The sequence below is a fragment of the Mesorhizobium sp. M1D.F.Ca.ET.231.01.1.1 genome (genome assembly GCF_003999155.2).
GTDB lineage: Bacteria > Pseudomonadota > Alphaproteobacteria > Rhizobiales > Rhizobiaceae > Mesorhizobium.
Genome location: NZ_RZOZ02000002.1, coordinates 49,268 through 72,345, shown reverse-complemented (window position 1 = coordinate 72,345; position 23,078 = coordinate 49,268). Strand labels below are relative to the sequence as shown.

Here is a 23,078-nt window from a genome sequence, read left to right as displayed (position 1 = left end):
GGCCTACTCTACCGGCTTGATCTTGCCGAGCGGGATGAAGCCGAGCGAAGCCTTGCCTTTGACGACCTTGAGCGGCATGGACGGCTCGCTGCCGAGCATGGCAATGCCGGCAAAACCCTGCTCGATTTCATTTTTGCGCTCTGGAATGGCGCCGGCGAGGATGGCCGCCACCGCCTTGGGGTCCTTGAGCTTGATCTTCAGGCTGGCATCGATCAGGCCGTCCGCGTCGACCGAGATCGGTCCGGACACGGTGACGCGCGCCGTTCCCGACGACAGGTCGAGGCTGGCAATGTCGACCATCTGGCCGCGCAGGCTTTTCGGCGGCGCCGCAAGCAGCGCGACGCCGTTCTTCAGCGTCGCCTCGCCGCCGCCGTCCAGCGCCGGCAGCACGCGGCCGCCGATCGCGTTGGCGTTGATCTCAAGATCGCTGAAGCTGCCGGTATAGACGATATCCTGGCCGTTAGGCTGCAACTGGCCAGCAGCCTGGCCGGCGCTGAACAACTGCATGGGATCGGTGTCGTCGGCCGGATCGGTCTGTCCGGACAGGCCCTCCGCCTGCAGCAAAATGCGCCGGGGAAGCGGCCATGACAGTTTGACCGTGGCGCGCAGTTGGTCCCAGTCGAGCCACAGCGGCGGCATGCCTGGCGCGACGGTCCGCAACGGCCCGCGCAGATCCGCCACGGGCGACAAGGGCTGGGTGATCCGGGCGACGGCGCTAAAATCGCCGATCGACGCCGCGACATTCCGGGCATCGTCCTGATAGGCCAGGCTGTCGCAGGAGACAGCGAAGGTCAGCGGATAACCGCTGACCGTGAGATTGGCGCAGTCGGCCTTGATGCCTTTGCCTCCGAGCTCGGCAACGGTCCGCTCGGCCTCGGTCTTGACCCGGCCGGCGAGATAGAACCATCCGCCGCTGTAGAGCGCGAACAGCACCAGGATGAAGGCGGCAAGCCAGAACAGCCGGCGGCGAGGTTTGCGCGATCGCTGGTCACTTGACGTCATGCTGCGGCTCTCGTTAACCCCTCGTGCGGCGAGCGGGCTGTTAATCTCACGCACAAGAAGCGGGGACGGAACAAACACCTTATCGGTGCGGTGTCGTCACTCGAATGCGATCAGGCTTGGCGATATGGGCGATTTTTGGGTTTTTGGCTATGGGTCGCTGATCTGGCGGCCGGGATTCGCACATGTCGAGACGCGGCGCGCCCGCCTTTACGGCTATCGCCGGTCGCTTTGCGTCTATTCCTTCGTGCATCGCGGCACGCGCGAGAGGCCGGGACTGGTGCTCGGCCTCGACCGCGGCGGCTCGTGCATCGGTCTTGCCTTTCGCGTGCCCGGCGATTTGCGCGACGAAGTGCTTTCCTATCTGCGCGAGCGCGAACTGGTGACCAGCATCTATCTCGAACGCACCCTCGATGTCCGGCTGGATGGGGCAGGACGAGGCGGAACGGTCGAAGCGGTCGCCTACATTGTCGACCGCGCGCACGAGCAATATGCCGGCGGGCTCGATGCCGGCCATGCGGCAGAAGTCGTGCGCGGCGCGGTCGGCCAGTCGGGCAGGAACGAGGACTATGTCTTGAGCACGGTGGAGCATCTGAAAGCGCTCGGCATCCGCGACCACTGGCTGGAAGACGTGGGGCGGCGGGTCGCGCCTTCGTGAAGGGCATTTCCGGCGAACCAGATCGCCTCCAATGCTCTATCTTTTTGTTTTTCCGCAATCCCGGACACAAGGGCTACAGCGAGGCCGCTGACCCTAACCGCTACGCACTTTTGCTGGAATTGCTCTGGCCCGATCAAAAAGCAGAACCATGCCTTTGACCTCGGCAAGGCGCGACCTAGCTTAACGGCAATCCATCCCACCAAGCCCTTCTTTGGGCGTCCAGGCCTTCCCAGCATCACGGAGATCAGTCTTGCAGAAACGCCGTCTCGGTCGCACCGACCTTTCCATCGCGCCGCTGGTCCTGGGAGGCAACGTCTTCGGCTGGACCGCCGACGAGAAGACCTCGTTCGACCTGCTCGATCGCTTCGCCGAGGCCGGCTTCAACGCCGTCGACACGGCGGATGCCTATTCGCGCTGGGCGCCGGGCAACAAGGGCGGCGAATCCGAAACCATCATCGGCAACTGGATGAAGAGCCGCGGCAATCGGGACAGCATTGTCGTCATCACCAAGGTCGGCTCCGACATGGGCCAGGGAAAGAAGGACCTGTCGGCGGCCTATATCGAGAACGCGGTGGATCAGTCGTTGAAGCGGCTGCAGACCGACGTCATCGATCTCTATCTGTCGCATTGGCCCGACCCGGCCACGCCTTACGAGGAAACGCTCGGCGCCTATCAGCGCCTGCTCGAGAAGGGCAAGATCCGCTATCCGGGCTGCTCCAATCTCGATGCCGGACAGTTGCGCGCGGCCCTCGATGTCGCCAGCCTGCGCAGCCTGCCGCGTTATGAGGTTCTGCAGCCTGAATACAATTTGTACGATCGTTCTTCGCTGGATGGCCCGCTGATCGATCTCTGCAAGGGGCAGGATCTCGGCGTCATCACCTATTTCAGTCTGGCCAAGGGTTTTTTGAGCGGCAAATACCGCAGCAAGACCGATCTCGGCCAGAGCGAGCGCGGCGAAGACGTGGCCGAGTATCTCAACGAGCGCGGCATGCGCATCCTCTCCGCGCTCGACGCGGCCGCCGGGCGCCATTCGGCCAAGCCGGCGGAAGTGGCGCTCACCTGGATCATGGCGCGGCCGGGCATCACCGCGCCGATCGCCAGCGCCACGACGCCCGCCCAGATGGACAGCCTGATCCGCGCGGCGTCGCTGAAACTTTCCGCCGACGACATCGCCGCGCTCGATCGCGCCAGCGCCTAACGTCTCTTAAGGCAGGTGCGCGAAGCCGATCGGCTCCGCGCACGATCGTCCAAGACCTTTGCGGGCGGCGTCGCGATAATTCCTGACGCATCGCGACAGGAATCGGATTCGGCATGATCGGAGACATTCTGTCTGGAGCGCAGTCCTGGCAGCAACTGCTGGCGCTGGTGTTGGCGGCCACCGTCGTCATGGGCAGTCCCGGTCCGGCGACGATCAGCGTGACCGCCATAGGCGCCGCCTTCGGACTGCGTCCGTCAATGCGCTACACGTCAGGCGTCGTGTTCGGGACGATCGCTGTGCTTCTCGTGGTGGCCGCCGGCCTGGCCGGCATGCTCGCCTCGATGCCGGCGCTGGCGCCCGTGCTGACAGTCGCTTCGGCCGCCTACATCCTCTATCTCGCCCTCAGGATAGCAATGGCGCCGCCGCTTGCCGAAGGTGCAAACAAGGCGGCGCGTCCCACTTTTCTCGGCGGCTTCATGCTCGCCGTCGCCAATCCGAAAGCCTATGTGGCGATCGGCGCCGTGTTCGCCGGCGCTTCGTCGCAGGCCGACGGTCTCGGCATGTCGACAAAGCTGCTGGTGCTCGCGGCGATGATCGTGGCCATCCACATCCTGTGGCTTCTCGCGGGCACGGTCTTCGCGCGCTTGCTGCGCAATCCGCGGGCCGCGCGGATCATCAATCTCGCTTTTGCCGCGACACTGGTGCTGACGACTGCTTTGGCAGCGCTGCCGTAGGAGGGCTCTCAGGCCTTCGCCGTTTTCGTCGCGCCGAGCTCCGCCAGCCGCTTCACCGCCGTCGGCGGCATCGGCGGCGGGTTCGCCGTGCTCGCCGCTTCGACCAGCAGCTCGTCGCAGGCGGCTTCTGTTTCGCCGATCAGGCGCTGCATGAATTCCTCCTTGTCGAGTCCGGGCGGGATCGGCGGCAGGAAGCGGGCCTTGATGGTGCCTGGATAGCGCATGAACTTGCGGCGCGGCCAATAGAGGCCGGCGACATGGGCGACCGGTACCACGGGGACGCCGAGCTGGGTATAGAGCTCGACGATGCCGTATTTGTAGGACGGCTCGGCGCCCGGCGGGCGGCGGGTACCTTCGGGATAGATGATGAGCTGGCGCGGATTGCGCGCCATTTCCTGCCTGGTCGCGGCGACGACCGCTTTCAGCGCCTTGGCGCGACTGCCGCGGTCGACCGGGATCATGCGCATCTTCATGATGTACCAGCCGAAGAAGGGGATCCAGGTCAGTTCCCGCTTCAGAATATACAACGCGTCGTCGAGATACGGAAAAAAGGCGATCGCGTCCCAGAAGGACTGATGCTTCGGCGCCAGGATGAAGGACCCTTCAGGCAGGTTCTCGACGCCCGTGATCTCGCTCCTGGTGCCGGCGATCTTGTCATAGAGCCACATCGAGGTGCGCGACCAGAATTTCGGCACGAACCAGGCGCGGTGGCGGGGCGACAGGAAATAGAAGGGCGTCCAGAAGATCATCTGGATGACCAGGCTGAGATAGAAAGCAAGGTTGAACGCCAGCGAGCGGATATAGAGCATGCGGGAAGGGGCCCGGTGTGGAAGTGTGCGTTGGTTACACCAAGCGCAGACAAAAAGGAAACGGCCTGGTGAGCGAGCGCGCCGCCGTCATAAGGATTGCGCCAGCCGCTCCTTCAGGCGCGGCGCCGCGAAATCGAGGAAGGCGCGCAGCTTTACCGGCAGCAGGCCCTGGCCGGCATGCACGAGATTGACCGGCCATGGCGGCGGCTCGAACGGCTCGAGCACCACGCGAAGCGCGCCCGCGCGCACGGCGGCGTCCACCTGATAGGAAAGCACCTTCGTCAGGCCAAGACCGGCGATCGCCGCATCGATCGCCGCCTCGGCGGTGTTGACCTGCAGCCGCGAGCGGACCGGAACCACGGATTCCCTATTACCGGACACGAAACTCCATGTCGCGGGGGCGGCAAGCCCTTCGAAGGTGACGCAGTCATGGCCGGCGAGATCGCGCAGTTCGAGCGGCGTGCCGCGCTCGGCGAGATAGGCCGGGCTTGCGCAGACGACGCGGCGGATCGAGCCGACGCGCATCGCGACCATGGCCGAATCCGGCAGCTCGCCGATGCGGACGGCGAGATCGATATGCTCCTCGACCAATTGCGTGATCCGGTCCGAGAGGGTCAGGCGGATGTCGACGTCGGGATAGGCGGCGAGGAAGGCGGTGACTACGGGCAGCACATGCAGGCGGCCGAAGACGACCGGCGCGGTGATGACCAATTCGCCGGTCGGGCTCGAGTATTCGCCAGCGGCAGCGCGCTCGGCTTCGCTGACCTCTTCCAGGATCCGGCGGCAGGCGGCCAGATAGGATTGGCCGGCGTCTGTCAGGGTGAGGCGTCGCGCCGAGCGGTTTAGCAGACGCGTCTTCAGATGCGTCTCCAGCACGGAGAGCTTGCGGCTGACCGTCGCCAGCGGGACGCCGGCGCGCCGCGCGGCGGCGGAAAGGCTGCCGGCCTCCACCGTGGCGACGAACAGGGACATGGCGTCGAGGCGGTCCATTCATTCTTCCAGATAACGGAAGGATAGATTGCAAATATGCCTTCTGTCTTCGGATTTCGGAAGGGATTAAATATTATGGGATTTCGTTCGAGGAGCGCCGCCATGAACGCCTTCACCAGCGATGTCGCCTTCACGCCCACCGTCAAGGCGATCCAGTCCCGCAAGGGTTCGCGCGGAAACTATGCCCGCGTCGAGGAGCGCGGCGGCTGGCGCGCGGCGATCACGCCCGATCTCGCGGCCTTCGTCGAGGCGCAGACCAGCGTGCTCCTGGCGACGGCCAATGCCCAGGGCCAGCCCTACATCCAGCATCGCGGCGGGCCGGCCGGCTTTCTCAAGGTGCTCGACGAGCACACGATCGGCTTTGCCGACTTTTCGGGGAACCGGCAGTTCATCACGCAGGGCAACTTGGAAGACAATGCCCAGGCCTTCCTTTTCCTCATCGACTACATGCTTCGGCAACGCATCAAGATCTGGGGTCGGGCGCGGGTCGTCGAGGACGATGCGGAACTGACGGCAAGGCTGATGCCGGCAAACTACAAGGCACGGCCGGAGCAGGCGATCCTGTTCAGCGTCACGGCCTGGGATGCCAATTGCCCGCAGCACATCCCGCAGCGCTTCGAGGCGGCGGATGTGGCGGCGGCGCTTGCCGAACGCGACGGGCGTATCCAGAGCCTCGAACAGGAGATCGCGCGGCTGCGCGGCAATGCGCCGGGTGAAGCCTAGTGCGTTTCACCGTTTCACAGAAACGGCGAAACGCCCTATCTCCCTGTTTTTACGCAATTCCGGACGGAAAACCGCTCACACCTTTCCGGGAATTGCTCTAGTTTTTTGCCGTGGAGGCTTCGGCGAGCGTGACGCCCTCTGCGGTCGGGCGCACGGGAACGATGCCGCGCGCCAGCGCCAGCACATATTTGCTGTATTCGGTGAGCAGCACGCGCAGCGCTTCCGGCTTGGTCAGCCAGCTTCCATTGCCGAGTTTGGTGTTGACCACCGGATAGGGCTCGAGCCGCGCGCCATGCAGCAGCCGGCTCATCTCCAGCAGGCTGCGCGGCATGTGGTAGTTGTTGGTGACGAGGATGATGCTGCCATAGGCGTGGCTTTCCACCCATTTGGCGCTCTCCTCGGCATTGCCGATCGTGTCGAGCGCGGCGCGGTCGATATCGACGCAGCAGGAGAACAGCTGCTTGTCGCCGCCCGTCGCCATTTGCAGCTGGCGGCGGCTGGCCGAGGGGTGAACGCCGCTGATCAGCAGCCGCTCGCCCTTGCCCGATGCCAGCAGATCCATGGCGGCGTCGAGCCGCGACTGGCCGCCGGTGAGCACGATGATGGCGTCGGCCCTGGCCGGATTGACCGGCGTCGTCATGTTGCTGACCTTATCGGCAAACCAGCCGAAGCCGCCGGCGAAAAGCGCCAACAGGGCAAGCAGGAAGAAACCGCAGAGACGAAGCGCGAACCTGAGACGACCGGGCCTTGCAGGCGCCGCGCCGCGTCCAAGCGCCGCCGGCATCCGTCCAGCCGTTCCGAAGGAATCCCGCGCGTCCATCATCCCCAGGTTAATCCTGAAAACGTCCTATGGTTAACTCTGAAATGCGGCCTTTGATAGATGGGGCGGCGCACATTGCGTTACGGCAGTTTCCCTTGCGTGATCATGCACTTGGATCGCAATCGCATCGGAAACCCGGTTGCTGCCTCCTGCATTCGCCGACCCTTGGCTTCGGATCATGGTCAGCCCGCCTCCGGCTGACGGATATCGATATCGCTGAGGTAGGCGACGACCGTGGCATGCGAGGTCGCCGCCGTCAGCGCGCCGATCACCAGCACCATCAGGCCGACGCCGAGATAGCCGGTGGAGCCGATGGCGAAATTGCCGAAGAGTGCGGTCGCCTGATCCGCCTCAGGCGTCGCCATGTTGCGCGACGACCACCAGGAAAAGACGATGAAGACAGCGATCGCGGCGCCGCCGCCGGCGGCGGCGCCCTTCATGCCGGTGACCAGGAAATGCCAGCGGAATTCGCGCGCGATGAAGCGGGCCTCGGCGCCGACGAAATGCAGCACTTCGATGATGTGACCGTTGCCGGCCATGGCGCCGCGCGTGGCGAACACCACGGTCAGCACCGTCGCCGACAAGATCAGCGCCAGCACGGCAAAGCCGATCGTCACCGTCGTGCGCGCCATGGCGACCAGCCGGTCGACCCAGGTGCGATGGTCGTCGAGCGCGGCGCTCGGCAGCTTGGGCGTGATCGCGGCGCGCATGGCGGCGAAGTCGGGCGGATTGGCCTCGTCGATGGTGACGACGATGAGGCGCGGCACCGGCAACTCGTCGATGTTGAGGCCGGTGCCCAGCCACGGCTCCAAAAGGCGCGCCGTCGCATCGCGGTCGACGATCTTCGTGCCCGTCACGCCGGGAAACTCGCTGGCGATCTGCGAGGCCTGCGCGAGGGCCGCTTCCATGTCGAGGCCTTCGACCGGCTTGATCTGGATCGTCGCCTCGCGCGAGATCTGGTTCTCCCACACCGAAGCGGTGTCGCGCACCAGCGTCACGGCGCCGAAGGTCAGGCAGGACAGGAAGGTCATGATGGCGATGACCAGCACCAGCGCCCGGCCGGCGATGTTCTGCGCCGGTACGATCGGCGCCATCTTGCGTTGGACGCGCCGGACGGTCGCCGTCGTCCCGGCGGCTTCGTCCTGCAGGTGATCGGCCGGAAGATCAGTCATAGACGTCCAGCCTTCCGCCGGCGAGAATCATGCGCCGCGCATCGACCTGCTCCATCAGGCCGAGATCGTGGGTGGCGATCACCACGGCGGTGCCAAGCCGGTTGAGCTCGATGAAGAGCCTCAGCAGCCGGCGCGCGAGCGGCGGATCGACATTGCCGGTCGGCTCGTCGGCAAGCAGGATCTCGGGCTGCTCGATCAGGGCGCGGGCGATCGCGGCACGCTGCTTCTCGCCGCCCGACAGCACCGGCGGCAGCACATGCATGCGGTCGCCGAGGCCGACCCATTTCAGGAGCTCGGTGACGTCGGTGCGATAGCTCGCTTCCTCGCGCCCGCGCACGCGCAACGGCAGCGCGACGTTCTCGTAGGTGGTCATGTGATCGAGCAGGCGGAAATCCTGGAACACCACGCCGATGCGGCGCCTGAGCAGCGGCAACTCGCCGCGCGAGATGCGCGAGCGATCCTTGCCGAAGATGGTGATCAGCCCGCGCGTCGGTTTCAGCGACATGAAGAGCAGGCGCAGCAAGGTCGTCTTGCCGGCGCCCGAGGGACCGCTCAGGAACTGAAAGGAGCGCTCCGGAATGTGCAGGGAAATGTCGCGGAGGATCTCCGGACCCATGCCATAGCGAAGGCCGACATTTTCGAAGCGGATCACTTTCGGCGACCTGAAACCTTAGGCGGCGTCCTGCCAGCCTGTTCTCTGCCAAGACCATCGGCCGGCATGGTTAATGGTTGGTTAATTTCTGCTGGTTTTCGACGTTTCACGGCGGTTCCGGTGGGGAAGCGTTAACCATTTGCGTTTACCCAAAACAAACGAAGATTGCACTGGGGCCGTAATGGCTGAGGATCGAACCGCGCGCCCTGTTTCCGGCGAAATCATGACGGGTGCGGCAGCAAACGCCGCGCCGGAGCGCGTCAGGCTCGACGCGCCGGCCGACATCGTCGATGCCGACTATGTGGTGTTGCCGCGATTCGCTGCCCGTCCGGAACCGATCGCGGCGCCGCTGCCACCGCAAGCGCCCTCGACGCCATCCATCGAAGGCATGGGCATGCTGCGCAAACCGGAGGGCGTGCCCGCGCGGCCGGCCTCGCGCGGCGGTCCGATCTTCTGGACCGCCGGAGTGGGCGCAGCGCTCGTCGCCTTCTGGGTGTCGGGCGGACACGCCCTGGTGCGTCAAAGCCCCTTCTGGGCGGCTTCTGCGCCGGCAAGCGCGCTCAGCATTTCCGGCGTGACGTCGCGAATCGATGCCTCGGGCTTGAAGCCCGTCCTGTTCGTCGACGGCGAGGCCGCCAATGACGGCGCAAGATCGCAGCCGCTGCCGCCGCTCGAGATCCGCGTCACCGACAATGCCAGCAACGTCATCCGCTACAGGCTGGGGACATCCAACCGCTCGCTGGCGCCCGGCGAAAGATTCGGCTTTTCCAGCCGTCTCGATGTGCCTAGAAACGGCGTTAGGGCCGTATCGGTCACCTTCGCCGGTTGAGGCGGATTGATATTCAGGTGACGCCGGCCTGATCTGAATCTCAAAACGCCCGGGCGATCTTTTTTAGAAAGGTAGTTGATGCCAGTTGTGCGCGGCAAGGATATCGAGGTCCTGTTTTCGGCGTCGGCGATCGCCCGCCGCAATCTCGAGCTCGCCAAGGAGATCGCCGGGCGCGACTATCACGATCTGCTGGTGATCTCGATCCTGAAGGGCTCGTTCGTGTTCGCCGCCGACCTCATCCGCGCCATGCATGATGTCGGCCTGTCGCCCGAGGTCGAGTTCATTTTCATCTCAAGCTACGGCGCCGGCACCACCAGCGGCGAGGTCAAGGTGTTGCGCGACATCGACAATGAGGTCGCCGGCCGCGACGTGCTTTTGATCGACGACATCCTCGAATCGGGCAAGACGCTTTCCTTCACCCGCGACCTCATGCTGTCGCGCGGCGCCAAAAGCTGCGCGATCGCCGTGCTGCTCGACAAGCGCATGCGGCGCCAGACCACGCTCAACGCGGATTATGTCGGCTTCGACTGCCCCGACTATTTTGTCGTCGGCTACGGCATGGACGTCGCGCATGCGTTCCGGGAATTGCCGTTTGTCGGGGTCGTGAAGGGCGACGCGTAACGGTCGCGCCGAAAAGGCCGCAGCGGCGTTTCAAATTTTCAGAAAACGTCAACGTTTCGGCGGCATCTATCTCGGCATGGCAAAGCTCCTGATCGTCGAGGACGATGAGTCCGTCCGCACCCTTGCTGCCCGCGCGCTGGAGCGTGACGGGCACAGCGTCACCATCGCCGCCGACGGCGCGCAGGGGCTCGCGCTGATCAACCAGGCGCGCGGCGGCTACGATCTCGTGGTATCCGACATCCGCATGCCGGAGATGGACGGCATCGAGATGGCGACGGCGGCGGCAAGACAGTTCCCGGCGATGAAAATCATGCTGATGACCGGCTATGCCGACCAGCGCGAGCGCGCCGAGGAACTGAACGGCATCATCCTCGACGTCGTGCAGAAGCCGTTCACGCTGGCCGAGATCCGCGCCCGCGTCGGTCGGGCGCTAAGCTGCTTCGCTTGACTGTTCAAACTGCTTCGCCAGGCGCAGCGATTGCTGGCGCCGCACCGCGCCGGCGTTCGCCGTTGAGCGCGACCAGGCCGGCGCCGATGATCAGCGCAGCACCCAGCACTGTCGTTTCGCGAGGAACCTCGGCAAAGAACAGGAAGCCCCAGAGCGGCGACCAGAGGATGCCGGTGTATTCGAAGGTGGCGACGCGATTGGCGGGCGCCATCCGGTAGGCCTGCGACAGCAGGATCATGCCGGCGGAGGCAACGAAGCCGCAGGCGGCCATCTTCATGAAGTCCGGTATCGTCGGCCACACCCAGGGCCGCACCAAGAAGTCGAGGCTCGGATGGCCGGCATGGGTGATGCCGGCAAGATGAAACATGATGGCGACCGCCACAGCGCCGGTGAGATAGGCGCCGTTCTGGTAAAAGGCCATGACGGTGGAGGATTCGGTATCGCCGATCCGGCGCGCCATCAGCTGCGAGAAGCCGTAGAGGAACGCCGAGCCGAGCGACAGCAGCGCCGCCCAGTCGAACACTCCGGCGCCCGGACGGAGCATCACGATCACGCCGACCAGGCCGATCAGCACGGTCGTCAGCGTCCGCCAGGAAACGTGCTCGCCGAGATAGGGCCCGGCAAGCGCCATGATGAAGAGCGGCGCCATGAAATAAAGCGCTATGGCGTCGGCCAGCGACAGAGCGGCGATCGCCAGGTAGTAGGCCGTATAGGAGCTGAATTGGATGAAGGCGCGCAGCGTCAGCATGCCGGTCCGCTTTGACAGCAAGGCCTTCAGGCCGACATCGGCCTGGACGACGACGACCAGGATCGGCAGCGCGACGATGGCGCGGATCGCCATCACTTCGGTCACTGGATAGCTGCCCGAAACCGCCTTCACCAGCGGATCCTGCAACGAAAACACGAGAACGCCCAGGCAGAGGCTCAGAATGCCAAGCACCATCCGGTTCTGCATCGTCGTTCCAGCGAAAAAGAGCCCGCTACCGTTGCGGGCAGCGGGCACGAGTGAGGACTCTTCGAATTGGTCCGCGGCCGAATCTCACGGCCGCATATCCAATGGGTGAGGGAAATATCCCGCCGCGTTTGACATGTTGCAAACGAATTGGAATGATGCCAGCAATCAAAATTTCTTATGGCGACGTCCATGAAGCCCACACTCGACAGCGACCTCCTGCGGACCTTCGTGGCGGTGGCCGAGACGGGCAATTTCACCAAGGCCGCCGAAAAGGCCGGACGCACCCAGTCGGCCGTTTCCATGCAGATGAAGAAGCTGGAGGACATGGTCGGCGACAGCCTGTTCGAGCGCGGCTCGCGCGGGGTGGCGCTGACGCGCCGGGGTGGCGAGCTCATCGTCAACGCCCGCCGCATCGTCTCGCTGCTCGACGAGACCGCGGCATCGCTGGTGGCGCCGCCGCTGGGCGGCCTGGTGCGCATCGGCATCCCCGCCGAATATGGCCGTTCGATCCTGTCGCGGGCGCTCGGCGAATTCGCCAAACGCCACCCGCGCGTGGAGGTCACGGTGCGCTACGCGCATTCCGATTCGCAGGTTAGGGCGCTCGCGGCCGGGGAACTGGATCTCGCCGTCGTGTTCGAGTGGGAAGGCTCCTCCGGAGGCGAGGTGCTGATGCACGATCCGACAGTGTGGGTGACATCGGCTCTGCACCACATGCATGAGGAGCGGCCGGTGCCGATCGCGCTCTACAGCCGTAACGGCTGGTGCCGCGACTTCGCGATCAAGTCGCTGCAGCAGCGCGGGCTCGACTACCGCGTCGCCTACACCAGCGACACCAATGGCGGCCTGACGCTGGCGGTCACTTCCGGTTTGGCGATCGCACCGATCTCGCGCAGCAACATCCCGCCGGACTGTCGCGAGCTGACGGCCGCCGACGGCTTCGGCGACATCGATTCCTCCAACGTGGTGCTGCATCGCAATCCGCTGGCGACCGGCGAAGCGATCGACGGCATGGAGAGCGCGATCCGCGAGGCTTTCATGCTGACCAGGCAGGTCGCGCCCGTGGCATAAATACCGGCGCGCAGCGATCCTTCGCGCCCCCCTCTGTCCTGCCGGACATCTCCCCCACGAGGGGGGAGATGTCCGGCAGGACAGAGGGGGGCGCTGTCCCGCCAGCATCCCAAAGGTAGGCTGGCCGTCACATCCAGTCTAAGAGCTTTGAGGCGCGCTATTTCAGCTCGAGCAGCCGTTCGAGATAGCTGCGCTCGATGTCGGGGCTCAGCGCATTGCCCAGGCGCTTGCGGATCGCCTCGAGGATCTGGCGGGCGCGCTGCACGTCGATCTCGTCCGGCACCTTGACCGAGTTGCCGTCGTCGGGACCCTTCGTGGCGCGCGGCCGGCCGAGCGGGTCGCGGTCGGCGTCCTGCTGACGCCCGCCTTGCTCGCTGCCGCCCTGGTCGCCCTGCATGGCCTGCATCTGCTTCATCATTTCCTTGGCGCCGCGGCGCAGGGCCTCGAGCGCGCGGCCCTGATGGCCCACCGCCTGGTCGCCGTCGCCCTCGCCAAGCGACTGCTCGGCATCGCCCATGGATTTGCCGGCCTCGCCGAAGCCTTCATTGGGCTCCATGCCCATGCCTTCGAGGCCCTTCTTCAGCTTGTCGAGATCGCTCTGCAGCTGGCCCTGGCCCTCCTGCAGCTGCTTCAGCGCGTCGGCGAACTCCTGCGGCGTCATCGGCTTCGGCCGGCCGAGCGGATCGCGGTCGTCGCCGGGGCCGGGTTTCTGCCCGTCTTCCGCTTGGCCCTGCTCGCCATCCTCGCCAAGCTGCTCTTCACGATTTGCTCCGCGCTGCCGCTCGCCGCGCTGCATCTGGTCGAGGCGGAAGGTGTCGTTCATCATCTCCTGCTGGCGCCGCATGATCTCGCCCAGCTTATCCATCTGCTGGCGCATCTCGCTGTCCTGCTCGCCAGCCTGCTGCTGACGGCCGGCCTGCAGGTTGTTCATCATGTCCTGCAGCTCCGACAGCAGCTGCTGGGCCCGGTCGCGGTCACCGGATTTGGCGAGGTTCTCGATCTCGTCCATCATCCGGTTGATGTCGCTCTGGCGCAGCTCCCGGCCGTTCTGCTGCATCTGCGGCGCGTTCGGGTTCTGCTGCGCGCGCTGGGCGAATTCCTGCAGGAACTGGTTCATCGCCTCGCGCAGTTCCTTCATCGCCTTCTCGAGTTCTTCGTCGCTGGCGCCGTTCTTGATGGCGTCCTGCAGCGCTTGCTGCGCCTGGCGCAGCCGCCGCTCGGCGGCCGAGAGATTGCCTTCCTCGATACCGAGCGCGATCTCCCACAGATAACCCACCTCGCTGCGCAGCTGGTCGTCGGTCTCGGAGAGCTTCAGCCGGCTCCTTGCGCTCATGATCGCGAGGTAATGCGACATGTTGTCGAAAGTATCCTCGGGGCGCAGCGTGATCGCGTCCATCAGCTCGAGCACGCGCGGCTTGGCGTTGGCGTCGAGCGCCAACATCCGGCGCTGCTCGATCACGGCGCGGGCCAGCGGATTGGAGAAGGGCCGCTCCGGCATCACCAGCGTCTTGATTTCGCTGGTGGCGGTATGGCCGGCATCGTCGGTGGCGGTGAGCGTCAGCTTGATGCTGCTGCCGGCCCAGACATGCTCGGTCAGATCCTTGGTCGTCTTGGCCGCGTTCGCCTTGCCGCCGCGGCGCGGCAGCGTCAGCGGCATGTCCGGCGGGCCATAGAGCGGATGAGCATTGGCCGGCGGCGGATCCGACAGCTCGAAGACGGCCTTGGCGGAGGCAGCGCCGTAATCATCGTCGATCTGGTAGTTGAGCTCGATGGCGCCGTTCACGGCGCGCTTAGGCTCGCCGACGAAACGGATCGCCGGCGGCTTGTCCGCAACAATGGCAAAGGCCCATCGGCCGAGATCGTCCTCGCCGGATTTGAGCGTCAGCGTGCCGTCGGTGCTCAGCTTGCCGGAGAATTGGCGCACCTTGAGCTGGGTGGGGGCCGGGGCCCCCGTCTGGGCGGCGGGCGTGACACCCTTCGGCGCGGCCGGTTCGATGGCGCGGTCGTTGCCGCTTGTGTCGGCATAGCTCAGCGTCTCCTCGCCGGTTCCGCCGGTGACGCGCAGCGAGACGTCGCTGCCCTGCGGGACGCTGAAGGTGCGTGCCGCCTGATTGGCGTCGGCGGTCAAAAACAGCGGCGGCTTGCCGGTGTAGGCGGGCGGCGTCACCCAGGCATCGATGCGCGGCGGCACCGTATCGCGCGCGGCGCTGGCGACGAAGCCGTCGCTGATCCTGCCGCCGAAAGGCCCGAACGAGAAGGCAAAGGCGGTGACGAACAGCAGCCCCACCACGGCCCGCAGGCCCCAGCGGTCGTGATCCGGCACGCTTGTGCGCGGCCTGTCGGCGCCGAGGCTGGAGAGCCGCTCGGCCATGCGCTTCTGATGCTCGCGCCACAGCGCCTGCGAGAAAAGGCTCTCCGCGCCGCTCGGCCGGTCGGTCTGCACCTGCACGGGGCTGTGCAGCAGCTCGTTCGCCGCCTCGATGCGCCGGTCGACCTCGGCGGCGGAAGGAATGCGGAAGAAGCGCAGCGGATAGAGCGCCGCCAGCGCCGAAATGGCGAACAGGATCAGGAGGCCGATCCGCGCCAGATCCGGCAGGCGCTGAAACAGGCCCAGCCACGAGACGCTGAGGAACAGGCTGGCGACCACCGCCAGCGGCAGCAGCAACGGCCAGCCGCGCTCGAGGATCATCGAGGCCCGCGTCGCCAGCCGGCTCAAGGCAAGTCGCCCGGCCAGACCGCGTTCGCCGCTGGAAATGGGTTCCGTCATCGGCCCTTCCTGCCCGGGCGGGATGGCCCGGACCTCACGAGCAGAAGAATACCAGCAAACACGGCAAAGGCGAGGCGGGTTCCAAAAACGTGAAGCGGTTGGCCCCGTTTATCGTCAGAAATTCGCGGGATTCGTGTTGGAGCCGCAGACCAGCACGGCGACGCGCTCGCCGGAAGCCGGCGCGTAGCGGCCGGAAAGCAGCGCGGCAAAGGCGGCCGCCCCGCCGGGCTCGGCGATGATTCGGGCGCGATCCCAGAGCGCCTTCTGGGCGGCCACGATGTCGTCGTCGCCGACCAGGATCGAGCGCTCGACGAAGGCCTTGGCGATCGGGAACATCATTTCGCCGACACGCTTCGGCGCCAGCGAATCGGCGGCGATGCCCTCGGCCGGCGCATCGACCGGCTTGCCGGCCTCGAAGGCGCGGTAAAGCGTCGGTGCGCCCTCGGGCTCGATGGCGACGATGCGGATGCGGCCTGAGAACCAGGCGGCGATGCCGCCGATCAGTCCGCCGCCGCCGACGGCGACGAGAAGCGTGTCGAGATCGGGCAGGTCGGCGTCGATCTCGAGGCCGAGCGTGCCCTGGCCGATGAGCGTCTCTTCCTGATTGAAGGCGTGGATCTGCAGAGCGCCGGTCCTTTCGGCAAAATCTTCGCTGGCTGCCTGCGCCTCGGCGTAGCGCGCGCCGCCGACGACCAGCTCGGCGCCGTAGCCGCGGATGCGCTCGAGCTTTGCCGGCGGGCTGACTTCCGGCACGAAGATGGTGGCCTTGTGGCCGAGCTTCATGGCCGCGTAGGCGACGGCGGCGCCGTGATTGCCGCCCGAAGCCGCGACGACGCCGGCTTCCGGCACCTGCCGCTCGAGCAGGTTGGTGAAGGCGCCGCGCGCCTTGAACGATCCGGAATGCTGCAGGCATTCAAGCTTCAGGTCGACCGGAAAAGCCGGCCGGCTGAAATCCGCCATGTCGACGCGCATCACCGGCGTGTGGCGGATGTATGGGCGGATGCGCGGTTCCACGGCGGCGATGCGTTCGCGCGTGATCGTCCGTTTGTCCGACGTGCCCGTGTCCGACGTGCCCGTGTCCGACGTGCTTGTGTTCAACATGGTTTGCTCCTCGGGATTGACTTCAATTAGTAACTTAGCAAAATGACTAAATGCAAGAGGTTGAAATCTTCAAGGCGATCGCCAACGAGCGCAGGCTGCAGATCCTCGATTGGCTGAAGGATCCGCGCGCGCATTTCCCGCGCCAGGCCGATGGAGATCTGGTCGAGGACGGCGTCTGCGCGCTGCTGATCGCCGAAAAGCTCGGCATCACCCAGGCGACGCTCAGCGAGCATATGCGCATCTTGACCCAGGCGGGCCTGCTCAGCGCCAAGCGCACCAAGCAATGGATATTCTACCGCCGCGACGAGGAGAGGATCGCCGAAGCGAAGGCGCTGATCCGGCAGAGGATCTAGGGCTTCGCTACTTCAGCCAGTCGGGCAGCGAATCCAGCCCAATCAGTTCCTCATAGGTCTGGCGCGGCCGCACGACATGGAAGCGGTCGCCGTCGACCAGCACTTCGGGCACCAGCAGCCTCGTGTTGTAGGTGCCGGCCTGCACCGCGCCATAGGCGCCGGCCGTGGAGACGGCGATGAGGTCGCCGGCCTTCAGCCTGGGCAGGTCGCGGTCGAGGCCGAGGAAATCGCCGGTCTCGCAGACGGGGCCGACAATATCAACCTTCATGCGCGGCGTGGCAGCCGGCGGCTGCACCACCGGCTTGATGTCGTGGAAGGCGTCGTAGAGCGTCGGCCGGATCAGGTCGTTCATCGCGGCGTCGACGACGAGGAAATTCCTGGCGTCGCCTTCCTTCACATAGATCACTTCGGAGACCAGGACGCCGGCATTGCCGACGATCAGCCGGCCCGGCTCGAACATCACCTTCAGGCCGAGCCGGGTGACGTGCTTCCTGACGATCTCGGCATAGGCGTCGGGCAAAGGCGGCGGGCTGTTGTCGACGCGGTACGGGATGCCGAGGCCGCCGCCGAGATCGACATGCTCGATCGCGTGGCCATCGGCGCGCAGCACGCCGACCAGTTCCACCAGCAGCGCGAAGGCATCGTCGAAAGGCTGCAGCTCGGTGATCTGGCTGCCGATATGGGTGTCGATGCCGGTCACCCGAATGCCGGGGAGTTCCGCCGCGCGGGCATAGACCTGGCGCGCCCGCTGCCACGGGATGCCGAACTTGTTCTCAGCCTTGCCGGTGGAGATCTTCTTGTGGGTCCTGGCGTCGACATCCGGGTTGATGCGCAGCGAGACCGGCGCCACCTTGCCGAGCGCGGTGGCGCGCGCCGACAGCAGTTCCAGCTCCGGCTCGGATTCGACGTTGAAGCAGAGGATGCCGGCGGAAAGCGCGAAATCCATTTCCGGCGCGGTCTTGCCGACGCCGGAAAACAGGATCTTGCCGGCCGGGATGCCGGCGGCCAGCGCCCGGCGCAATTCGCCTTCCGACACCACGTCGGCGCCGGCCCCTTGCCCGGCCAGCGTCTTCAGCACCGCCTGGTTGGAATTCGCCTTCATGGCGTAGCAGACCAGCGCGTCGAGCCCGGCAAACGCTTCTTTGAAGACGCGGAAATGCCTGGTCAGCGTCGCCGTCGAATAGCAGTAAAAGGGCGTGCCGACGCTGGCGGCGATGTCGGGGATCGCCACATCCTCGGCGTGGAGCACGCCGTCGCGGTAATCGAAATGGTTCACGGGAAAAGGTCCGAAAATTGGGGCACGGTGAGATCGGACGATCTCGTCGGCTCTAGAGCAAGGGGTCGAGAATGAACTTCTTGTCCTTGACCGGTTTTTCCGGCTCGGGCGGCAGCGGCTGTTTCGCCTTTTCCGCATCCTTGCGGGCCTCAACGGCAGCCTCGTAAGGCGTATCGAGGCCGCCCCTCCTGCCGCAGGCCGTGACGGTGACGACCGCCGCCAGCAGCGCGAGCGTCACCAAAATCCTGCCTCGGGTCATCGATCCATCCGTTCGAAAATGTTTCTTGTGCCGCCGCTTTTAGCCGAGTTTTCGGCGCATTGCATCCCGGCATTACGCCCTGGCGAGCCGCTTTTTCCAGTAGCGGATCTGCTTCTTCACCTCGGACGGCGCGGTGCCGCCGAAACTGACGCGGCTCTTCACCGAATTCTGCACGGCGAGCACCGAGAAGATGCCGTCGGTGATGCCGGGATGGATCGAGCGCAGGTCCTCCAGCGAAAGCTTCTCCAGGCCGACCTTCTTCTCCTCGGCAAGCGCGACGGCGCGACCGGTGACGTGGTGGGCCTCGCGGAAGGGGAGGCCGAGATTGCGCACCAGCCAGTCGGCAAGGTCGGTCGCGGTGGCGTGGCCGGCGCCGGCCGCCTTCTTCATGGCGGCGGCGTTCACGGTCATGTCGCGCACCATGCCGGTGGTGGCGGCCAGCATCAGGTCGAGCGTCTCGGCGGCGTCGAAGACCGATTCCTTGTCCTCCTGCATGTCCTTGCCGTAGGTCAGCGGCATCCCCTTCATCACCGTCAGCAGGCCGACGAGATGGCCGTTGATGCGGCCGGTCTTGCCGCGCACCAGCTCGGCGGCGTCCGGGTTCTTCTTCTGCGGCATGATCGAGGAGCCGGTGGAGAAGGAATCCGAGAGCCGGACGAAGCCGAATTGCGGCGTCGACCAGATGATGATCTCCTCGGCGAGCCGCGACAGATGCGTGCCGCAGATCGCGGCGACGCCCAAGAACTCGAGCGCGAAGTCGCGATCGGAAACGCTGTCGAGCGAATTGCGCATCGGCTCGCGGAAGCCGAGCGCCTTCGCCGTCATGTGGCGGTCGATGGAAAAGCTGGTGCCGGCAAGGGCAGCGGCGCCCAGCGGGCTTTCGTCCATGCGCTCGATGGCGTCCCGGACGCGCGAGAGGTCGCGGCCGAACATCTCGACATAGGCCATGCAATGATGGCCGAAGGTCACAGGCTGCGCGGCCTGCATATGGGTGAAGCCCGGCATGACGGTAGCGGCATGCTCCTCGGCGCGTTCGAGGAAAGCGGCGATCAGATCCTTCAGCGCCCGGGCGACGCGCTGGCATTCCTCCTTGACCCAGAGCCTCAGATCAACGGCCACCTGGTCGTTGCGCGAGCGGGCGGTGTGAAGCCGCCCGGCGGCCGAGCCGATCAGGTCCGCCAGGCGCGCCTCGACATTCATGTGGATGTCTTCGAGCCTGGTCGAGAATTCGAACCCGCCGTCTTCGATCTCTTTCAGGATCGTGTTCAGGCCGTGAGCGATTTTTTCTTGATCGGCCGCCGAAATAATGCCCGTTTGCGCCAGCATCTCGCTGTGGGCGATCGATCCGCGGATGTCCTGCGCGTAGAGTTTGCGGTCGAAGGAGATCGACGCGTTGATCGCTTCCATGATCGCGGCGGGACCCGAGGCAAAACGTCCGCCCCACATCTGGTTGCTGGCCTTCTTGTCGCTCATCGCTATAACCCGTGCTCCGGAGCAGTTCTTAAGAAAATGGCAGACGGCAATAAATTCTTCCCGGCCCCGCGTCTCATCCTCGCCGCCCTGGTGGCGGGCGTGCTGGCCGGCGCGGTCGCGGTATATGTCAGCGAGAGCGGTTCTGGCAACAACGCCCCGCCCCAGGCCGCCGCGAGTACCGACGGCAAGGACGACGTCGCCTGCAAGGCCAAGGCCGAGCATGCCAAGCAGGTCGCGGCAAAGGCGGTCGGCCAGGTGGCGGCACTGCAGCCGGCGGACCCGCCGCAATCGCTGAAGAGCCTTGCCTTCAACGGCCCCGACGGCAAGCCGATGACCATCGCCGACCATGCCGGCAAGACCGTGCTGCTCAATCTCTGGGCGACCTGGTGCGCGCCCTGCCGCGCCGAAATGCCTGCGCTCGATGCGCTGCAGAAGGAAAAGGGCGGCAACGCCTTCGAGGTCGTGGCGGTCAACGTCGACACAGGCGACGACGCCAAGCCGAAGAAATTCCTCAAGGAGATCGGCGTCGAGACGCTCGGCTATTACCGGGACCCGACGATAGCTCTGTTCAACGAGGTCAAGACGCGCGGGCTGGCGCTGGGTTTGCCCGTCACCATGCTGATCGACGGCGAAGGCTGCCTGATCGCACATATGAACGGCCCGGCGGAATGGTCGAGCCCCGACGCCAAGCGGCTGGTGGAAGCAGCGGTCGGCCCGTCAGGCTGAGCGCGATGCCGCGGCCGGCTCCAGCATGAGGATGCTGCCGCCGCGCGATACGACGCGATCGTTGGCCGCCGGCGCCGCCACGCCGGTCAGCTCGCTGAAGGTTTCGATCGGGCCCGGCCTGCCGAGATAGTATCCCTGGCCGATCTCGCAGTCCTCGGCGTCGAGGAAGCGCAGTTCGTCCAGCGTCTCGACGCCTTCGGCCAGGACCGGCAGGCCGAGGCCTCGCCCCAGGCCAAGCACCGCACGCACGATGGCCGCCACCTGACCGTTGCGGTCGACCGATTTGATGAAGGAACCGTCGATCTTGATCTTGTCGAAGGGGAAGGCGCGCAGGTTGGACAGGGACGAATAGCCGGTTCCAAAATCGTCCATCGCGACGCGGACACCGAGCGCCTTGACCTGCCGCAAGGTGGCCAGCGCCCGTGGCATGTCCTTGATGAGCGCCGTCTCGGTCACTTCGAGCTCGAGCCGGTCGGGCGCCAGCCCGGTGCGCAGGAGGATCTCGTGCACCTTGCGGCTGAAATTCGGGTTGTGGAGCTGCACCGCAGAGACGTTGACGGCGATCGTCAGCGGATTTTTCCAGCGGACGGCTTCCTCGCAAGCCGTCGCCAGCACCCATTCGCCGATCTGGGCGATGCCGCCGCTGTCCTCGGCCACAGGAATGAAAACCGACGGCGGGATATTGCCGCGTTCGGGATGATGCCAGCGGATCAAGGCTTCGAAACCGATCATCTTGCCGCTGCTGATCTCCTTCTGCGGCTGATAGACCAGCCGGAACTCGCCGCGCGCGACCGCCTGGCGCAGGTCGTGCTCCATGGCGCGCCGGTCGCGAGTCTCCACGCCCATCGAGGCCTCGAAATAGCGGTAGGTGTCCTTGCCCTCGGCCTTGGCGCGGTAGAGCGCGGTGTCGGCATGGCTGACCAGCGCCGCCTGCTCGTCGGCGTCGAGCGGGTAAAGGGCGATGCCGATGCTGGCCGACACCAGCTCGCCGCCGGGTGACAGTTGGTTCTCCTGACGCAATTTGGAAAGCACCGCCTCGGCGATCCGGCCGGCTGCCTGCGGGTCGGGAAGATTCGGGGCGATGATGGCGAACTCGTCGCCGCCGAGACGGGCGAGCATCTGCCCGTGGCGGAGCACGCTCGAAGCGCATTGCGCCACTCTTTGCAGCACGGCGTCGCCGGCGGCGTGACCGAAAAGGTCGTTCACTTCCTTGAACCGGTCGAGGTCGAGAAGCATGAGCGCGAGCTGCCCGCCCTTGCCGTTGCCGCCCGCCGCGGCGATCTCGGCTTCGAGCCGGCCGGCGAAGCTGCGGCGATTGGCAAGCCCGGTCAGCGGGTCGAAATGGGCGAGGCGAATGATCTCCTGTTCGGCCTTCTTGCGCTCGCGGATGTCGCGCACGGCGACGACATCGTGAGGCTTGCCGCAATAGTCGATGCTGCGGGCGATCAGCTCGACGGGGATCCGGGCGCCATCCCGGCCGCGCAGCTCGGCTTCCTGCGCCTGGCCGTGGCCGCCAGCGATGCTCGAGGCGATCCGCTCGCCGAAAAGATCGCCAAGCGTCATCGTGTTCAGCGTGCCGGCGGCGATGCCGCTCAGCGCCGCGATGCTGTCGTTGGCGCTGACGATGCGGCTGCCGTCGCACACGATCAGCCCTTCCACCGCGGCGTTCGCCAGGCCGTGCATGCGCTCGGCCTCGACGCGGTGGCGGCGGAAGCGCAGATCGATGCGCAGCGCGGCGGCCGAGAGCACCAGGATGACCAGGCTCGCCGCAGCGGCGGCGAAGGCCTGCGACATCGGCGCGATCGTGAATTTCGAGATCTCAATCGAGGAATCCGGGTAGATCGACACCGCGCCCATGGCGATGAAATGCAGCGTGCAGATCGCCAGCGTCAAAAGGACAGCTGCGGCGATCGTCGTCAGCGTCGACGGGCGGCGCAGCACGACGAGCAGCGAGAGCGCGGCAAGCGTGATGCCCGCCACCAGCGAAAGCGCGACGAGCAGCTGGTCCCAGACGATCCTGCCCTGGACCTCGAACGCGGCCATGCCGGTATAATGCATCGCGGCGATGCCGGCGCCGAGCACGGCGCCGCCGACAAGGTAGTGATCGATGCCGCCGCGCATGGTGGCGATCCACATTCCCGCCGCCGTCAGGGTGACGGAGGCGGCCAGCGACAGCGCGGAAAGCTCCGCGTTATAGGCGTTGGGTATTCCCGGTGTGAAAGCGACCATGGCGATGAAATGCGTCGCCCAGATGCCGAATCCGGTGGCCGTGGCCGCAATCAACAGCCAGGCATACCGATTTCGACTGGTCGACTGCTGGACATGGCGAAGAAGATTGACCGCCGAGAAAGACGAAATTCCGCAGATGAGCGCGGCAAGTACAACCAACCTCAGATCGTGCTCGTGCACGATGCAATTATAGACGGTCAACATCCTGCTTCACCTGA

At 65.6% G+C, this 23,078-nt stretch carries 23 protein-coding genes; 10 read left to right on the top strand and 13 right to left on the bottom strand.

Annotated features, from left to right (window positions below; all coding sequences use genetic code 11):
• Positions 1-3: 3 nt before the first annotated feature.
• Complete coding sequence (locus tag EN874_RS06785; RefSeq protein ID WP_127426098.1) at positions 4-1,002, bottom strand: DUF2125 domain-containing protein; 999 nt, start codon at positions 1,000-1,002, stop codon at positions 4-6.
• Positions 1,003-1,126: 124 nt separating this feature from the next.
• Between EN874_RS06785 and EN874_RS06780 the strand changes: the two genes are divergently transcribed.
• The 3 genes from EN874_RS06780 (at position 1,127) to EN874_RS06770 (ending at position 3,589) form a co-directional block, all read left to right on the top strand.
• Positions 1,127-1,657 (top strand): gamma-glutamylcyclotransferase, encoded by a 531-nt coding sequence (locus EN874_RS06780; protein ID WP_127426099.1) that lies wholly within the window; start codon positions 1,127-1,129, stop codon positions 1,655-1,657.
• 250 nt (positions 1,658-1,907) lie between these two features.
• Positions 1,908-2,855, top strand: coding sequence for an aldo/keto reductase (locus EN874_RS06775; protein WP_127426100.1), 948 nt, complete (start codon positions 1,908-1,910; stop codon positions 2,853-2,855).
• Positions 2,856-2,968: 113 nt separating this feature from the next.
• Complete coding sequence (locus tag EN874_RS06770) at positions 2,969-3,589, top strand: LysE family translocator (protein WP_127426101.1); 621 nt, start codon at positions 2,969-2,971, stop codon at positions 3,587-3,589.
• Between the two features lie 8 nt (positions 3,590-3,597).
• On the opposite strand, the gene EN874_RS06765 is transcribed toward EN874_RS06770, so the two are convergent.
• Together EN874_RS06765 and EN874_RS06760 are read right to left on the bottom strand one after the other, a co-directional pair.
• Positions 3,598-4,398: a 1-acyl-sn-glycerol-3-phosphate acyltransferase gene (locus EN874_RS06765; protein WP_127426102.1), complete on the bottom strand. Its 801-nt coding sequence runs from the start codon at positions 4,396-4,398 to the stop codon at positions 3,598-3,600.
• A gap of 87 nt (positions 4,399-4,485) precedes the next feature.
• Positions 4,486-5,388, bottom strand: coding sequence for a LysR family transcriptional regulator (locus tag EN874_RS06760; RefSeq protein ID WP_127426103.1), 903 nt, complete (start codon positions 5,386-5,388; stop codon positions 4,486-4,488).
• Positions 5,389-5,490: 102 nt separating this feature from the next.
• On the opposite strand from EN874_RS06760, the gene EN874_RS06755 reads away from it, so the two are divergent.
• Positions 5,491-6,111 (top strand): pyridoxamine 5'-phosphate oxidase family protein, encoded by a 621-nt coding sequence (locus tag EN874_RS06755; RefSeq protein ID WP_127426104.1) that lies wholly within the window; start codon positions 5,491-5,493, stop codon positions 6,109-6,111.
• Positions 6,112-6,208: 97 nt separating this feature from the next.
• Here the strand turns inward: EN874_RS06755 and EN874_RS06750 are convergent, their stop codons facing one another.
• The 3 genes from EN874_RS06750 to ftsE all read right to left on the bottom strand — a co-directional run bounded on the left by EN874_RS06750 (position 6,209) and on the right by ftsE (position 8,755).
• On the bottom strand, positions 6,209-6,934 hold the full coding sequence (locus tag EN874_RS06750) for a YdcF family protein (protein ID WP_127426105.1): 726 nt from the start codon (positions 6,932-6,934) through the stop codon (positions 6,209-6,211).
• A gap of 179 nt (positions 6,935-7,113) precedes the next feature.
• Entirely contained in the window at positions 7,114-8,103 is a 990-nt protein-coding gene (locus EN874_RS06745) for an ABC transporter permease (RefSeq protein WP_127426106.1), read from the bottom strand.
• On the bottom strand, positions 8,096-8,755 hold the full coding sequence (ftsE, locus tag EN874_RS06740; RefSeq protein WP_027167480.1) for a cell division ATP-binding protein FtsE: 660 nt from the start codon (positions 8,753-8,755) through the stop codon (positions 8,096-8,098). The genes EN874_RS06745 and ftsE overlap by 8 nt, the downstream gene beginning before the upstream one ends.
• Before the next feature lie 223 nt (positions 8,756-8,978).
• Between ftsE and EN874_RS06735 the strand changes: the two genes are divergently transcribed.
• From EN874_RS06735 to EN874_RS06725, 3 genes are all read left to right on the top strand, one after another.
• Positions 8,979-9,584 carry a hypothetical protein gene (locus tag EN874_RS06735; protein ID WP_245513493.1) on the top strand — a complete coding sequence of 202 codons (606 nt, stop codon included), beginning with the start codon at positions 8,979-8,981 and terminating at the stop codon, positions 9,582-9,584.
• Positions 9,585-9,662: 78 nt separating this feature from the next.
• Positions 9,663-10,205: a hypoxanthine phosphoribosyltransferase gene (gene hpt / locus EN874_RS06730; protein WP_124996673.1), complete on the top strand. Its 543-nt coding sequence runs from the start codon at positions 9,663-9,665 to the stop codon at positions 10,203-10,205.
• A 76-nt stretch (positions 10,206-10,281) separates the two neighbouring features.
• On the top strand, positions 10,282-10,653 hold the full coding sequence (locus EN874_RS06725) for a response regulator (protein WP_127426108.1): 372 nt from the start codon (positions 10,282-10,284) through the stop codon (positions 10,651-10,653).
• 4 nt (positions 10,654-10,657) lie between these two features.
• Here the strand turns inward: EN874_RS06725 and EN874_RS06720 are convergent, their stop codons facing one another.
• A complete protein-coding gene (locus EN874_RS06720; RefSeq protein ID WP_126087413.1) occupies positions 10,658-11,608 on the bottom strand; it encodes a DMT family transporter in 951 nt (316 codons plus the stop codon).
• Positions 11,609-11,797: 189 nt separating this feature from the next.
• Here EN874_RS06720 and EN874_RS06715 point away from each other — a divergent pair, with 189 nt between their 5' ends.
• Positions 11,798-12,676 carry a LysR substrate-binding domain-containing protein gene (locus tag EN874_RS06715; protein WP_127426109.1) on the top strand — a complete coding sequence of 293 codons (879 nt, stop codon included), beginning with the start codon at positions 11,798-11,800 and terminating at the stop codon, positions 12,674-12,676.
• Positions 12,677-12,833: 157 nt separating this feature from the next.
• Here the strand turns inward: EN874_RS06715 and EN874_RS06710 are convergent, their stop codons facing one another.
• Both EN874_RS06710 and EN874_RS06705 read right to left on the bottom strand, forming a co-directional pair.
• Positions 12,834-15,443 (bottom strand): TIGR02302 family protein, encoded by a 2,610-nt coding sequence (locus EN874_RS06710; RefSeq protein ID WP_127426110.1) that lies wholly within the window; start codon positions 15,441-15,443, stop codon positions 12,834-12,836.
• 114 nt (positions 15,444-15,557) lie between these two features.
• Positions 15,558-16,544 (bottom strand): threonine/serine dehydratase, encoded by a 987-nt coding sequence (locus EN874_RS06705; protein WP_127426111.1) that lies wholly within the window; start codon positions 16,542-16,544, stop codon positions 15,558-15,560.
• 50 nt (positions 16,545-16,594) lie between these two features.
• On the opposite strand from EN874_RS06705, the gene EN874_RS06700 reads away from it, so the two are divergent.
• Positions 16,595-16,897, top strand: coding sequence for a metalloregulator ArsR/SmtB family transcription factor (locus EN874_RS06700; RefSeq protein ID WP_127426112.1), 303 nt, complete (start codon positions 16,595-16,597; stop codon positions 16,895-16,897).
• Positions 16,898-16,904: 7 nt separating this feature from the next.
• Here EN874_RS06700 and lysA read toward each other — a convergent pair whose 3' ends face one another.
• The 3 genes from lysA to argH form a co-directional block, all read right to left on the bottom strand.
• The gene (gene lysA, locus EN874_RS06695; RefSeq protein ID WP_127426113.1) at positions 16,905-18,173 is read right to left on the bottom strand and encodes a diaminopimelate decarboxylase; all 1,269 of its coding nucleotides are present in this window, start codon (positions 18,171-18,173) and stop codon (positions 16,905-16,907) included.
• Positions 18,174-18,225: 52 nt separating this feature from the next.
• The gene (locus EN874_RS06690; RefSeq protein WP_126087419.1) at positions 18,226-18,432 is read right to left on the bottom strand and encodes a lipoprotein; all 207 of its coding nucleotides are present in this window, start codon (positions 18,430-18,432) and stop codon (positions 18,226-18,228) included.
• A gap of 72 nt (positions 18,433-18,504) precedes the next feature.
• A complete protein-coding gene (gene argH / locus EN874_RS06685; protein ID WP_127426114.1) occupies positions 18,505-19,905 on the bottom strand; it encodes an argininosuccinate lyase in 1,401 nt (466 codons plus the stop codon).
• A gap of 36 nt (positions 19,906-19,941) precedes the next feature.
• Here argH and EN874_RS06680 point away from each other — a divergent pair, with 36 nt between their 5' ends.
• A complete protein-coding gene (locus EN874_RS06680) occupies positions 19,942-20,631 on the top strand; it encodes a TlpA disulfide reductase family protein (RefSeq protein ID WP_127426115.1) in 690 nt (229 codons plus the stop codon).
• Here the strand turns inward: EN874_RS06680 and EN874_RS06675 are convergent.
• Entirely contained in the window at positions 20,623-23,064 is a 2,442-nt protein-coding gene (locus EN874_RS06675; protein ID WP_127426116.1) for an EAL domain-containing protein, read from the bottom strand. The two genes, EN874_RS06680 and EN874_RS06675, sit on opposite strands and share 9 nt — an antisense overlap.
• Positions 23,065-23,078 lie beyond the last annotated feature (14 nt).